Genomic DNA, 13422 nt, shown 5'->3' on the forward strand with positions numbered 1-13422 from the left:
GCGACGCTTCGGCGCCGGCCGAAACGTCGCGGGCGTAGCCTGGGACGCATGCCCGACCTCGCCGACGTCGCCGCCGCGCTCGCCGACCGGACCCGCGCGCGGATGCTCGAGGAGCTGCTGGGCGGGCCGCCGCTGTCGGCCGGTGCGCTCGCGGTGCGGGTCGGCGTGGCGCCTTCGACGGTCTCCGGCCACCTGCGCAAGCTCGAAGCCGCCGGACTCGTCACGATCGCGAGCGTCGGCCGCACGCGGGAAGCCCGGCTCGCCGGCCCGCATGTCGCCGAAGCCCTCGAGGCGCTGGCGAACATCGCCGGCGACACGGCGCGGCCGATCGGCCTCAAAGCGGTCAACGCGCGTGAGGCGATGCGCGAGGCGCGCTCGTGTTATGACCACCTCGCGGGCCGCGCGGGGGTCGCGCTCGCCGACCAGCTGGAGGATCACGGCGCGCTGGAGTCGCGTGACGGCGTGTTCGTCGTCCCGCCGCAGGCCGCGCGCTACTACCGCGAGCGCTTCGACTTCGACCCCACCCGCTTGCACACCCGCCGCCCGCTCGTCCGCGCCTGCACCGACTGGACCGAGCGCCGTCCACACGTCGCCGGCGCGCTCGGGAAGGCGCTGCTGGACGCCCTGCTCGCCGACGGCTCGCTCAAGCGCCGCAACGACGGCCGCGCGCTCAACGTCACCCGCGACTTCCTGTCCGACGACCGTCGCAGCGCAGCCGCGTAGATCCCGCCATCTGCGGAAGGTCTCATCAACCGCCCATACGTAGCGTTCGCCGCAGAGAGGGCGATCGACGAGAGGGGTCGGGATGCACCGCTGGATCATGTTGCTCATCGCCGCGGTGGCGGCGGCGGTGGTCGCCGCCCCGGCCGCGACGGCGGCTCCGCCCGACGCACCGGCGCAATGCCGCGTGAACCAGCCTCCGGGGCTGTGGCCCGGCGACTACATCGACCTCGGCAGCGGCGAGTGGGACACGAACCTCCATTCCGGCCTCAACAGCGACTTCACCAAGCAGGTGCAGCCGATCGGCCACGTGAAGGCGCTGATGATCTTCGTCGACTTCCCCGACGCGCCCGCGTCCGCCGCCAACCCGAACCAGGGCGGCCGCGACTGGCGTGACCAGCAGTCCTACTGGGAGTTCCTCAAGCAGTCCGTCGACTTCTTCAACGCGAGCTCCAACGGGCGCTTCCAGCTCGACGTGACGCTGAAGGCCGACAAGTGGTTCCGCATGCCCAAGCCGACCACGGCCTACGGCATGACGCGCGCGACGTTCAGCATCGCCAACCAGAAGGCGTACGCGCGCGAGGCCGTCCTCACCGCGGATCCGGAGACCGACTTCTCGCCCTACCAGCTCGTCTACATCATGCCCCCGCGCAACGCGACCCAGATCGCGTTCTCGCCGGAGCTGAACCTCTACACGGACAAGATCGAGGTCGACAACCACATCGTCAAGAACGGCGCCACGTTCGGCCAGGACATGTTCAGCTGGGGCCCGAAGATCATCAACCACGAGACCGGCCACGCGATCTCGCTGCCGGAGTCCTACAACGGCAGCGGCACCGGTGCCACCCACCTCTGGGTCGGCGGCTGGGACCTGATGGGCAACATCGCCGGCGCCTCGCCCGAGTACATGGCGTGGAACAAGTGGAAGCTCGGCTGGCTCGACGACTCCGACTTCGGCTGCCTCGCGAGCGACGGCAGCGCCGAGTACACGCTCAGCCCGGTGGAGACGCCACCGGACGGCGGTCTCACCAAGAAGGGGGTGGTGATCCGGACCAGTGCGACGTCCGCCGTCGTGGCGGAGCTGCGGGCGCCGCTCGGCAACGACGCGACCGAGACCGTCTCGCCGGGCGCGCACCGGATGTGCGACTGGGGCGTCCTGCTGTACAAGATCGACGTCACGATCCTGAACTCCTACGGCACCGTGAAGGTGCTCGATGCGATGCCGGGCTCGACCGCCGCGGGCTGCAGCGACGAGAACGACATCGCCACGCTCGGCAAGGGGCAGGGCGACGGACCGGCGCACTACGAGGACCCGGCCTCCGGCACGCAGTTCGACGTCGTCTCGATCACGGACGGCGAGAGCGCCCGCCTGAGGGTCACGCGCGCGATCACCCGCATCGCCGCGACCACCGACGGCCTCAGCGCGACGCTCACCGGCACCCACTTCGCCGCGCCCGCGACCGCCACCTACGAGTGGGCCTTCGGCGACGGCGCGACCGGGACCGGCGCGACGGCCACGCACGCCTACGCCGCCCCGGGCCGCTACCCGGTCACGCTGACCGTCAAGGACGGCTCGACCGTCCTCGGCACCGCAGCCCAGAACGTCTCCACGAGCGGCGGCACGGTCACCGTCACCGGCCCCGCGACCACGCCCGGCGCCGGCGAGAACGTCACCGTCACCGCCGCGCTGACCCCCGCGCAGAGCCGCGACCTGACCTTCGAGGTCTATCGCCGCAGTGGCGCGAGCACCTACACCCGCGTGCTGCAGCAGGTGACCGACGGCACCCTGAGCTACTCCTCACCGGTCGCGGCGTCCGACGTCGTCGTCGCGTGCGCCGAGAAGACCTGCGGCGACCCGGCCAACCTGCGCCCCGGCGCGGGCTCCACGACGATCGACTGGGCCTTCAAGCCCGGCGCCGACGGCTACGCCGAGCTCTGGGACGGCCAATCGCCCGCCGGCTGGACCGCGCTCGGCACCGGCACGGTCGCGCGGAACTTCCTGACGAGCCTGGCGACCGCCGGCGGGGCGACGAGCGCCAACCCGGGCGCCCTCTACTACGCGTCGCGCCAGTTCAAGGACTTCGAGCTCTCCGTGGACTACCGCACGGCCGCGACCAGCAACAACGGCGGCGTCTTCCTGCGGTTCCCGCAGCCGGCCACGGTCGCCGACATCGATCGTGGCGGCTACCAGGTCGCGATCCTCGACAACGGCTCCAACGCGGCGCCCGCCACGCAGCGCACCGGCGCGCTCACCCAGGAGCGGGTGACGCCGACGACCTTCGCGCCCACCGCCCTTGCGACCACGGCCTACAAGCCCACGCGCGAGTGGAACACGCTCACGATCAGGGCCGTGCGCTCGCACGTCCAGACATACGTCAACGGCGTGCTCGCGAGCACCCACGACAGCGCCACCCGCAACCACCGCGCCGGCTATATCGGCCTGGAGAACGCGGGCAACAACCTGATGTACCGCAGCGTCCGCATCAAGGAGCTCGCGCCGGACACGGTTGCGCCGACCGTCACGGTCGACGTCCCCGCGCGCCTCTCGCTCGGCGCCGCGGTCGGGCTGAGCTTCAGCTGCGCCGACGAGTCCGAGCTGGCCACCTGTGTGGCGACGCTCGACGGCAAGCCGGTCTCAGGCGGCGAGGTGCTCAACGCGAGCCCCGGCCCGCACACGTTGATCGTCACCGCGACCGATGCGGAGGGCCACACGACCACCCGCACGATCCCGTACGACGTCGTCGCGGCGGCCGGCGGCACCGTCGGCGGAGCGGTACCGGCCACGCTCGCCCTGACGCTTGGCGCCCCGGCGACCTTCGGCGCGTTCACCCCGGGCCTCGCGAAGACCTACACCGCCCAGACCACCGCCACGATCACGTCGACGGCCGGCGACGCGACGCTGACGGTCGCGGATCCGGCCGGCACGATGCGGCTCGTCAACGGCGCGTTCACGCTCGCCCAGCCGCTCACCTCGAGCCTGCCGAAGAGCTGGAGCGCCCCGACCTCCAACGAGGCGCTGCCGATCACGTTCTCCCAGGCGATCGGCGCGACGGAGGCGCTGCGAACGGGCGCCTACGCCAAGACGCTGACGTTCACGCTGTCCACCACCACGCCGTGATCGCGCGAGCGTCGAGTTTCTCGAGTGGTACGCGAGAAACTCGACGCTCAGTCGCCGGAGACGGCCCGCGAGCGGCCATCGGGGTCCGTCACGCGGACGCTGATCTTCGCTCCGCGCCCGCGAAGCCGCAGGATCCGGGTCCGTCCCGCCGGGATCCGGGCTGTCGCGCGCGCGGACCCGAGGCGCGTCGCGACGCGGCAGGTGTCGCCGGGGGCGCTCAGACACGCGACATCGACGCGCGCGTAGGCGCCCGCGCGGGCGAGCGAGGCGACCGTCGCCGCGGTCCGCACACACGCCCCCGCGGGCACCACGGAGGTCGACGAGGCAGCGGTGACGTCCGAGACCAGCGTGCACGCCTCCGTCCGGTAGGCGATGTGGGCGCCGTCGAAGCTGAGGCCGCCGGCCTCGGCCGTGATCGGGCCGCGGAAGAGCCCCGTCCCGGTCGCGCCGTCGAGGACCGCGACGCGCACGCCACCGTCGAGGCGGTTCGAACCCACGAACGCCACCCGCCCACCCGCGGTCGCGACCTCCTCCGCACGCGCCGGCGTCGCGAGCACGCGCACCTGCCGCGCGCCCGCGGGCGCCCACAGCACGACGTCCGAGCCATCGCCGGTGGCGGTGGTCGCGGCGACGCCGCCCTCGGGGGAGACCGCGAGGCTGGTGACCTGGGCGTCGAAGCTGCCGAGCGAGATCTGGTGCAGCTCGGTGCCCGAGCGCAGGTCGAAGACGATCAGCACCCCGTCGGTCGACGCCACGCCGACGCCGCCCGCGGCCGCGACGAACCCCGGATCGCCCTCAGGCGGGAGCACGACCTCGGTCTTCGCACCCGCCACCGAGCGCAGCGTCGGCGTCGCCTCCTGCGTGAACACGCCCTCGGTGGTCACCGAGAGCGGCGGCCAGAGCGGGTCGAACGGCTCCTCGCCCACATCACCGGCGAGCTCCCGGAAGACGCCGTCGGCACCCGCGGCGTACAGGCGCCCGGGCGCGCTCGGGGAGTCGAGGCTGCGCAGTTGCACTGCGACCTGCGCCGGCGAGGCGGCCAGCCACAGCGCGTCGCGATTGCGGATCGGCACGTCGCCGAAGGGGACGGCGGGCCCGCCCGAAAGTGGCGCGGAGGCGAACTGCATGACCCCGTCGGACTGCGTTCCCCAGAGCACCCGATCCCCGAACAGGACCGGCGTGGGGCCGTCGGCGACCGCGCGCAGCTGCGCCTTCGCGGGGGCCGCCACCATGAACACCAGCGCCGTGACGACGCACCCGAGACGAAACATCTGGTGCGGTTGTAGCGGACGCGATGAACGCGACGCCCTCCGCGTCTATCCCCTGCTATATTCGCTTGCCGTTGCGGAGCGAGAAATCTCGCTGCTGCGACCCCGGTCCTTCACATGGAGTCACGCGAGACATAGCCCCCCGCGAACAGGGCCTCGTAGCATGTGAAACGACTCGGGCCCGGAAGGGCCCGTTTCTTTGCCCGCAGTCAGGGCACCCTACGCAGGAAGACCGCACACAGAGAAGAGACATCTCCATGCCGCGCAAGTTCACGCTCGAAAAGACCCGAAACATCGGCATCATGGCCCACATTGATGCGGGTAAGACGACGACGACCGAGCGCATCCTCTACTACACCGGCCGGTCCCACAAGATGGGCGAGGTGCATGAAGGCGCCGCGACCATGGACTGGATGGAGCAGGAGCAGGAGCGTGGAATCACGATCACGTCGGCTGCGACCACGTGTGAGTGGGCTGACCACCGCATCAACATCATCGACACGCCCGGCCACGTCGACTTCACGGTCGAAGTGGAGCGCTCGCTGCGCGTGCTCGACGGTGCAGTCGCCCTGTTCGACTCTGTTGCAGGTGTAGAGCCACAGTCCGAGACCGTCTGGCGGCAGGCCGACAAGTACTCGGTCCCCCGAATCGCGTACATCAACAAGATGGACCGGATCGGCGCGGACTTCGAGCGCGGCGTGCAGACGATGATCGACCGCCTCGGCGCCCATCCGGTGCCGATCCAGCTGCCGATCGGCGCTGAGGGTGACTTCAAGGGCATCATCGACCTCGTTGCCATGAAGGCCGTCGTCTACAACGACGACCTCGGCAAGGACGTCTCGGTGACCGATATCCCGGGCGAGCTGGCCGACGAAGCCGCACAGGCGCGCGAGCACCTGCTCGAAGAGGTTTCGCACTACGACGACGAGCTCGTGGAGCTGATCCTGGAAGAGCAGGAGGTCCCGACCCCGCTGCTGGTCGCGGCCATCCGCAAGGCCACGCTCTCGAGCCAGATCACCCCGGTGCTGTGCGGCTCGTCGTTCAAGAACAAGGGTGTGCAGCCGCTGCTGGACGCCGTCATCGCGTACCTGCCTTCCCCGCTGGACGTCAAGCCCGTCGTCGGGCTCGAGCCGGTCCGCGGCGGCGAGGACCGCGAGGCGACGCGCCAGGCTGACGACTCCGCCCCGTTCGCGGCGCTGGCGTTCAAGATCATGGCCGACCCATACGTCGGCAAGCTCACCTACTTCCGCGTCTACTCGGGCAAGCTCGAGGCGGGCTCGCGCGTGCTCAACGTGTCGAGCGGGCGCACCGAGCGCATCGGCCGCATCCTGATGATGCACGCCAACGATCGCGAGGACGTCACCGAGGTCTACTCGGGCGACATCGCGGCGGCGGTCGGCATCAAGCAGGTCGTCACGGGCGACACGCTCGCGGCGCCGGACAAGCCGATCAAGCTCGAAGCGATCACGTTCGACGACCCGGTCATCTCCGTGGCGATCGAGCCCAAGACGAAGTCCGACCAGGAGAAGATGTCGGTCGCGCTCGGCCGCCTGGCCGAGGAGGACCCGACGTTCCAGGTCCGGACGAACGAGGAATCAGGCCAGACCGAGATCTCGGGCATGGGCGAGCTGCACCTCGAGGTGCTGGTCGACCGCATGATGCGCGAGTACAAGGTGGACGCCAACGTCGGCCGCCCGCAGGTCTCCTACCGCGAGACCGTGCGCGGGACCGCCACCAAGGTCGAGGGTCGCCACGTGCGCCAGACCGGTGGCTCGGGCCAGTACGGCATCGTCTACATCGACCTCGAGCCGGCTCCCGGCGAGGGCTTCGACTTCGTGAACAAGATCAAGGGCGGCTCGATTCCGGTCGAGTTCATCCCGGCCGTCGAGAAGGGCGTCGAAGAGGCGCTCGGTACCGGCGTCCGCGCCGGCTACCCGGTGGTCGACGTGCGTGTCACGCTCGTGGACGGCAAGTTCCACGACACGGACTCTTCTGAGATCGCGTTCAAGATCGCCGGCTCGCTGGCGTTCAAGGAAGCCGCCCGGCGGGCCAAGCCGGTCCTGCTGGAGCCGGTGTTCTCGGTCGAGGTCGTCACGCCCGAGGAGTACATGGGCGACGTCATCGGCGATCTCAACCGTCGCCGCGGCCGTGTGAACAACATGGAAGAGCGCGGCAACGCGAAGGTCATCAGCGCCCACGTCCCGCTGAGCGAGATGTTCGGCTACGCGACCGACGTGCGGACGATGTCCCAGGGCCGCGCGACGTACACGATGCAATTCGACAAGTACGAGGAGGTGCCGCCCAACATCGCCGAGAAGGTGGTCGAGGGCCGCACCGGAGTGCCGGTTCCCGCGTAGACGCGGTAGTCTGCACGGGTTCGCCTCAGAACAAGATTTCCAGATAGGAGCGAATAGAAAGTGGCGAAGGAGAAGTTCACGCGGGACAAGCCGCACGTCAATGTCGGCACCATTGGTCACATCGACCATGGCAAGACGACGCTGACGGCGGCCATCACCAAGGTCCTTTCCGAGAAGTTCGGCGGGCAGGCCCGGTCCTTCGAGGAGATCGATAACGCTCCTGAGGAGAAGGCCCGCGGCATCACCATCGCCACGTCCCACGTCGAGTACGAGACGGAGAACCGTCACTACGCGCACGTGGATTGCCCGGGGCACGCCGACTACGTGAAGAACATGATCACGGGTGCCGCCCAGATGGACGGCGCGATTCTCGTGGTCTCGGCGGCGGACGGCCCGATGCCGCAGACGCGCGAGCACATCCTGCTCGCCCGTCAGGTGGGCGTGCCGTACATCGTCGTGTTCCTCAACAAGGCCGACATGGTCGACGACGATGAGCTCCTTGAGCTCGTCGAAGTCGAGGTGCGCGACCTGCTCAACGAGTACGACTTCCCGGGAGACGACATCCCCTTCGTCATCGGTTCGGCGCTGAAGGCGCTGGACGGCGACGAGGAGTACGTCAACAAGATCCTGGATCTCGCCGAGCAGCTGGACACGTACATCCCGGAGCCGACTCGCGAGCTCGACAAGCCGTTCCTGATGCCGGTCGAGGACGTTTTCTCGATCACGGGTCGCGGCACGGTGGCCACGGGCCGCATCGAGCAGGGCATCGTCAACACGGGCGACACCGTGCAGATCGTCGGCATCCACAAGGAAGTCGGCTCCACGGTCGTCACCGGCGTCGAGATGTTCCGCAAGATCCTCGACGAGGGTCGCGCCGGCGACAACGTCGGCTGCCTGCTTCGCGGCATCAAGCGTGAGGAGATCGAGCGCGGGCAGGTTCTCTGCAAGCCGAACTCGATCACCCCGCATACGAAGTTCATGGCTGAGGTCTACGTCCTCAAGAAGGAGGAGGGTGGCCGCCACACTCCGTTCTTCAACGGGTACCGGCCGCAGTTCTACTTCCGCACGACGGACGTGACCGGCGTCGCCAACCTGCCCGAGGGCACGGAGATGGTCATGCCGGGCGACAACATCCAGATGGAGGTCGAGCTGATCCAGCCGATCGCCATGGACCCGGGCCTGCGTTTCGCCATCCGCGAGGGTGGCCGCACCGTCGGCTCCGGCGTCGTTACGGAGATCAAAGAGTAAGTAGCTAGTTCCCCGCGGCGGGCGACCATTCGCCCGCCGCGAGCGCAAGAGGTCTGCAGATACGACTATTAGAGGGCGGGCCCCGGAGCCCGGGGGCCGCCCTCATTGCGCGCAAGTACCCAGCACAGATTTCACTCCAAGTACCGGACAGAACGTGGCCATAGCCCAGAACAAGATCCGCATTCGTCTCAAGGCGTACGACTCGTCGGCCATCGAGACCGCGGCCAAGGAGATCGTCGAGACCGCGACGCGGACTGGCGCCACTGTCTCCGGCCCGGTGCCGCTGCCGACGGAAAAGAACGTGTACGCCGTGGTGAAGTCCCCCTTTAAGGACAAGGACTCCCAGGAGCACTTCGAGATCCGGACGCATAAGCGCCTGATCGACATCCATCAGCCCACCCCCAAGACGGTCGACTCGCTTCAGCGGCTCGATCATCTGCCGGCCGGTGTGGACATCGAGATCCGACTCGCCTTCAACTGATGCCCGCCATCCTCGCCAAGAAGCTGGGAATGACCCAGCGTTTCCTCGACGACGGTCGTGTCGAGCGCGTGACGGTGCTCGAGGCCGGGCCCTGCCCGGTGACGGCCATCCGCACGCACGAGGCCGACGGCTATGAAGCTGTTCAGCTCGGGTTCGGCGCGGTGCGCGAGAAAGCCCTGAACAAGCCGCTGCTCGGCCACCTCAAGAAGGTGGACGCGCCGCCGGTGAAGACGCTCGTCGAGTTCCGCGACGAAGCCGGTGAGCTCGTCGTCGGTGACACCGTCACCGTCGAGACGTTCGAGGTCGGCCAGACCGTCAAGGTCTCCGGCGTCGGCAAGGGCAAGGGCTTCCAGGGAACGATCAAGCGTCACAACTACGCTTCCGGCCCCAAGTCGCACGGCTCGCACAACAAGCGCGCCCCCGGCTCGATCGGTGCCTCGGCCACGCCCTCGCGCGTGTTCAAGGGCATCCGCGGCCCCGGCCGCATGGGTGGCAAGCGCGTCACCCAGAAGGGCCTGACGATCGTCGAGCTGATGCCCGACCGCAATCTGATGATGGTCCGCGGCTCCGTCCCCGGTTCCAAGGGAGACACCGTGGAGGTGCGTACCGATGCCTAAGGCCCCCGCACTGGGTGGCGGCAGCGCCGTCGATCTGGACGCCGACGTCTTCGAGCAGCCGTTCAACGGCCCGCTCGTGCACGAGGTCGTCGTGGCCGAGTTGGCCGCTCGCCGTCAGGGCACGCACTCCACCAAGACCCGCGGCATGGTCTCGGGCGGCGGCGCCAAGCCGTGGCGCCAGAAGGGCACCGGTCGCGCACGCGCCGGCACCAGCCGCTCGCCGATCTGGACGGGCGGCGGCACGGTCTTCGGCCCGAGCCCGCGTCACTACATCCTCAAGGTCAACCGCAAGGCCCGTCGTGCCGCGCTGCGCTCCGCGCTGTCGGTGCACGCCGAGCGCGCGACGATCCACGTGGTCGACGCGCCCGGCTTCGGCGATACGCCGAGCACGTCCAAGGCGGCCGAGCTGCTGAACGCCCATCGCGGCGGTTCGGTGCTGGTCGCGCTGGGTGACGACGAGCTGACCGCGGCCAAGTCCTTCCGCAACCTCGCGCGTGTGATCGTCCTGCACGTCGACGACATCGGCGTGGCCGATCTCGTGCGCGCGGCGACGCTCGTCATCTCGCAGAGCGCGCTGGACAACCTCACGGCGCGGGCCCGCAAGGAGGCCAAGGCCTGATGGACCACTCACAGGTGATCATCCGCCCGGTCGTCTCCGAGAAGAGCTACGTCCTGGCGACCGCCGACAAGTACACGTTCCGCGTGCACGACAAGGCGCACAAGACGCAGATCAAGCAGGCCGTCGAGGCGCTGTTCGACGTGCACGTCGTCGAGGTCCGCACTTCCAAGGTCCCCTCCAAGCCCAAGCGCCGCGGCGTCACCGCCGGCCGCACCCGGGCATGGAAGAAGGCCGTGGTCCAGGTGCGCCCCGGCGAGACCATCCCGATCTTCCAAGGCCTGGAAGCAGACCTCTAAGCCATGCCGATTCGTAAGCCAAAGCCCACATCCGCCGGACGGCGCTTCATCACCTTCGCGGACTTCGCGGAGATCACGAAGACCGAGCCCGAGAAGAGCCTTGTCGAGGGTCTCAAGAAGTCCGGTGGACGCAACGCGCTCGGCCGCAAGACGGCACGGCATCGCGGCGGCGGCGCCAAGCGCCTGTACCGCAAGATCGACTTCAAGCGCACGAAGGACGCGGTGCCCGCGAAGGTCGCCGCGATCGAGTACGACCCGAACCGCACCGCGTACATCGCGCTGCTGCACTACGTGGACGGCACGAAGTCCTACATCATCGCCCCGAACCGCCTGCGGGTCGGCATGACGGTGATCTCGGGCGCCGGCGCCGACATCCAGGTCGGCAACGCGATGCCGCTCGCGTCGATGCCGGTCGGCACGCTCGTCCACAACGTCGAGCTCCAGCCGGGGCGTGGCGCGCAGATGGCCCGCTCCGCGGGTGTCGGCGTGCAGCTGATGGCCAAGGAAGGCGATTACGCGACCCTGCGCCTGCCCTCGGGCGAGATGCGCCAGGTCCGGATCGACTGCCGGGCGACCGTCGGCGTGGTCGGCAACTCCGACCACCAGAACGTCACCATCGGCAAGGCCGGGCGCAAGCGCCACCTCGGCGTGCGCCCGCAGACGCGCGGCAAGGCCATGAACCCCGTCGACCACCCGCACGGTGGTGGCGAGGGCGGTGGCTCGCTGGGCAACCATCCGCAGACGCCCTGGGGTGTGCCGACGATCGGCTACCGCACCCGCAAGAAGGGCAAGCAGTCCGACCGTTACATCGTCCGCGGCCGTCGCCGTGGCAAGAAGGGTGGCCGCTGATGAGCCGTTCCTCAAAGAAGGGGCCCTGGGTCGAGGATCGGCTCTTCGAGCGCATCGAGAAGATGAACGACGCGAACCAGCGCACCATGGTCCGTACGTGGTCGCGCGCGTCGACGATCTTCCCGGAGTTCGTGGGTCACACGATCGCCGTGCACGACGGGCGCAAGCACGTCCCGGTCTTCGTCTCGGAGTCGATGGTGGGTCACAAGCTCGGCGAGTTCGCGCCGACGCGTACCTACCGCGGCCATGACTCGAAGGGCAAGGTGCGATGACCGAGTCCGAAGACAAGCGCGACGACGTCGAGGAGACCCCGGTGGAGGAGACTCCCTCGGAGCCCGTCGACCAGCAGGAGCGCGCCGACGAGGAAGCCGCTCGCGCCGCTGCCGCGGCCGAGGAGGCTGCTGAGGCGGCCGACGAGGCTCCGACTCCGGTCGCCGAGGCGGCTGCCGCCGAGGCCGAGGAGCTTGCCGAGGAAGCCGAAGAGGCTGCCGAGGCCGTCGCTGAGGCGCCCAAGCCCAAGCGCGCCCGCAAGGCTCGCGAGGCTGAGAAGGCTGCCGATCAGGCTGAAGAGGCCGCCGACGAGGCCAAGGACTCGGCGCGGCGTTCGCGCGCCCGCCGCGGTCGCAAGGCCGAGGAGCCCAAGGCCGTGCCGGTCGGGCTGAAGGTCTCCGCGCAGGCCAAGTACGTGCGCACGTCCGCCCGCAAGGCGCGGCTCGTGTGCGACCACATCCGCGGCAAGGACGTCACCGAGGCGCGCGCGATCCTCGCGTTCACCACCCGTGGCGCCGCCGAGGCGTGGACGAAGCTGCTCGAGTCGGCGGTCGCCAACGCCGAGCACAATCACGAACTCGTGGGCGAGGATCTCCGGATCCTCAGCGTCCACGCGGACGAGGGGCCGACGCTCAAGCGCTACCGGCCCCGCGCCATGGGGCGCGCCACGCGGATTCGCAAGCGCACCTCGCACCTTTCCATCACGCTCACCCCGAAGGAGCTCTAACCCGCTATGGGTCAGAAGGTTCATCCCGAGGCGATGCGCGTGGGCTACATCCACGATTGGAAGTCGAACTGGTTCTCTGAGCGCAATTTCTCGGACTTCCTGATCGAGGACGTCCGGATTCGCGATCACATCACGAACAAGCTCGCGCACGCAGGCCTCTCAGACATCACGATCCGCAAGGACGCGGCCGAGGTGGAGGTCAACATCCACACGGCGCGCCCGGGCATCGTGATCGGCAAGTCGGGCTCCGAGGTGGACGCGCTGCGGCGCGATCTGCACCGGATGACCGGCAAGGCCATCAAAGTCAACATCCTGGAGATCAAGCGCCCGGAGCTCGACGCCAAGCTCGTCGCGCAGTCGATCGCCGAGCAGCTGCAGAACCGCGTCGCCTTCCGGCGCGCGATGAAGCGCGCCCTGACGAGCGCCATGCGCTCGGGCGCCAAGGGCTGCAAGATCCAGGTCGGCGGCCGCCTCGGCGGCGCTGAAATGGCCCGCTCGGAGTCCTACTCCGACGGTCGCGTGCCCCTGCACACGCTGCGCGCCGACATCGACTACGGCTTCTACGAGGCCCGGACGACGTTCGGTCGCATCGGCGTCAAGTGCTGGATCAACAAGGGCGAGATCATGCCCGCCGGCTACGCCGGTCAGGACCTCACCTCGCTGGACGAGCCCGCCGGTGGCCCGCAGCAGGGTGACGACGACCGCCGTGGCGGCCGTGGCCGTGACGGCCGCGGACGCGGCGACGGCCGTGGCGGCGGAGGCGGCGGTGGCCGTGGCCGCGGTGGTCAGGGCGGCGGCGGTGGCGGTGGTCGCGGCGGCCAGGGCGGCGGTCCCGGTGGCCGTGGCGGCCAG

13 protein-coding genes are annotated in these 13422 nt (G+C 69.4%); 12 read left to right on the forward strand and 1 reads right to left on the reverse strand.

Annotated elements, in window-relative coordinates:
- Positions 1-48: 48 nt before the first annotated feature.
- The gene (locus OM076_RS40865) at positions 49-723 is read left to right on the forward strand and encodes an ArsR/SmtB family transcription factor (protein WP_270045968.1); all 675 of its coding nucleotides are present in this window, start codon (positions 49-51) and stop codon (positions 721-723) included.
- A gap of 82 nt (positions 724-805) precedes the next feature.
- The gene (locus tag OM076_RS40870; RefSeq protein WP_270045969.1) at positions 806-3838 is read left to right on the forward strand and encodes a 3-keto-alpha-glucoside-1,2-lyase-like domain-containing protein; all 3033 of its coding nucleotides are present in this window, start codon (positions 806-808) and stop codon (positions 3836-3838) included.
- 47 nt (positions 3839-3885) lie between these two features.
- Here the strand turns inward: OM076_RS40870 and OM076_RS40875 are convergent, their stop codons facing one another.
- Complete coding sequence (locus OM076_RS40875) at positions 3886-5109, reverse strand: YncE family protein (RefSeq protein ID WP_270045970.1); 1224 nt, start codon at positions 5107-5109, stop codon at positions 3886-3888.
- Between the two features lie 254 nt (positions 5110-5363).
- Here OM076_RS40875 and fusA point away from each other — a divergent pair, with 254 nt between their 5' ends.
- The 10 genes from fusA to rpsC all read left to right on the forward strand — a co-directional run.
- On the forward strand, positions 5364-7463 hold the full coding sequence (fusA, locus tag OM076_RS40880; RefSeq protein ID WP_270045971.1) for an elongation factor G: 2100 nt from the start codon (positions 5364-5366) through the stop codon (positions 7461-7463).
- Between the two features lie 60 nt (positions 7464-7523).
- Complete coding sequence (gene tuf, locus OM076_RS40885) at positions 7524-8711, forward strand: elongation factor Tu (protein WP_270045972.1); 1188 nt, start codon at positions 7524-7526, stop codon at positions 8709-8711.
- Positions 8712-8871: 160 nt separating this feature from the next.
- Positions 8872-9192 carry a 30S ribosomal protein S10 gene (gene rpsJ / locus OM076_RS40890; protein ID WP_037494334.1) on the forward strand — a complete coding sequence of 107 codons (321 nt, stop codon included), beginning with the start codon at positions 8872-8874 and terminating at the stop codon, positions 9190-9192.
- Entirely contained in the window at positions 9192-9809 is a 618-nt protein-coding gene (rplC, locus tag OM076_RS40895) for a 50S ribosomal protein L3 (protein WP_270045973.1), read from the forward strand. Before rpsJ ends, rplC begins: the two co-directional genes overlap by 1 nt.
- Positions 9802-10428 (forward strand): 50S ribosomal protein L4, encoded by a 627-nt coding sequence (gene rplD / locus OM076_RS40900; RefSeq protein ID WP_270045974.1) that lies wholly within the window; start codon positions 9802-9804, stop codon positions 10426-10428. Before rplC ends, rplD begins: the two co-directional genes overlap by 8 nt.
- A complete protein-coding gene (gene rplW / locus OM076_RS40905; protein WP_028061956.1) occupies positions 10428-10724 on the forward strand; it encodes a 50S ribosomal protein L23 in 297 nt (98 codons plus the stop codon). The genes rplD and rplW overlap by 1 nt, the downstream gene beginning before the upstream one ends.
- A 3-nt stretch (positions 10725-10727) precedes the next feature.
- Positions 10728-11573, forward strand: coding sequence for a 50S ribosomal protein L2 (gene rplB, locus OM076_RS40910; RefSeq protein ID WP_270045975.1), 846 nt, complete (start codon positions 10728-10730; stop codon positions 11571-11573).
- Positions 11573-11845 carry a 30S ribosomal protein S19 gene (rpsS, locus tag OM076_RS40915; RefSeq protein WP_270045976.1) on the forward strand — a complete coding sequence of 91 codons (273 nt, stop codon included), beginning with the start codon at positions 11573-11575 and terminating at the stop codon, positions 11843-11845. The genes rplB and rpsS overlap by 1 nt, the downstream gene beginning before the upstream one ends.
- Before the next feature lie 386 nt (positions 11846-12231).
- Positions 12232-12570 (forward strand): 50S ribosomal protein L22, encoded by a 339-nt coding sequence (rplV, locus tag OM076_RS40920; RefSeq protein ID WP_270045978.1) that lies wholly within the window; start codon positions 12232-12234, stop codon positions 12568-12570.
- Positions 12571-12576: 6 nt separating this feature from the next.
- Positions 12577-13422, forward strand: an 846-nt coding sequence (gene rpsC / locus OM076_RS40925) for a 30S ribosomal protein S3 (protein WP_270045977.1), incomplete at its 3' end; no start/stop codon positions are given.

The sequence above is a fragment of the Solirubrobacter ginsenosidimutans genome (genome assembly GCF_027587205.1).

Excerpts from the sequence above, each read along its gene's own strand:
- rplD (WP_270045974.1), top strand. The coding sequence starts at position 9,802 with ATGCCTAAGGCCCCCGCACTGGGTGGCGGCAGCGCCGTCGATCTGGAC.
- rplB (WP_270045975.1), top strand. The coding sequence starts at position 10,728 with ATGCCGATTCGTAAGCCAAAGCCCACATCCGCCGGACGGCGCTTCATC.
- rplC (WP_270045973.1), top strand. The coding sequence starts at position 9,192 with ATGCCCGCCATCCTCGCCAAGAAGCTGGGAATGACCCAGCGTTTCCTC.
- OM076_RS40865 (WP_270045968.1), top strand. The coding sequence starts at position 49 with ATGCCCGACCTCGCCGACGTCGCCGCCGCGCTCGCCGACCGGACCCGC.
- rpsS (WP_270045976.1), top strand. The coding sequence starts at position 11,573 with ATGAGCCGTTCCTCAAAGAAGGGGCCCTGGGTCGAGGATCGGCTCTTC.
- rplW (WP_028061956.1), top strand. The coding sequence starts at position 10,428 with ATGGACCACTCACAGGTGATCATCCGCCCGGTCGTCTCCGAGAAGAGC.
- OM076_RS40875 (WP_270045970.1), bottom strand. The coding sequence starts at position 5,109 with ATGTTTCGTCTCGGGTGCGTCGTCACGGCGCTGGTGTTCATGGTGGCG.
- OM076_RS40870 (WP_270045969.1), top strand. The coding sequence starts at position 806 with ATGCACCGCTGGATCATGTTGCTCATCGCCGCGGTGGCGGCGGCGGTG.
- fusA (WP_270045971.1), top strand. The coding sequence starts at position 5,364 with ATGCCGCGCAAGTTCACGCTCGAAAAGACCCGAAACATCGGCATCATG.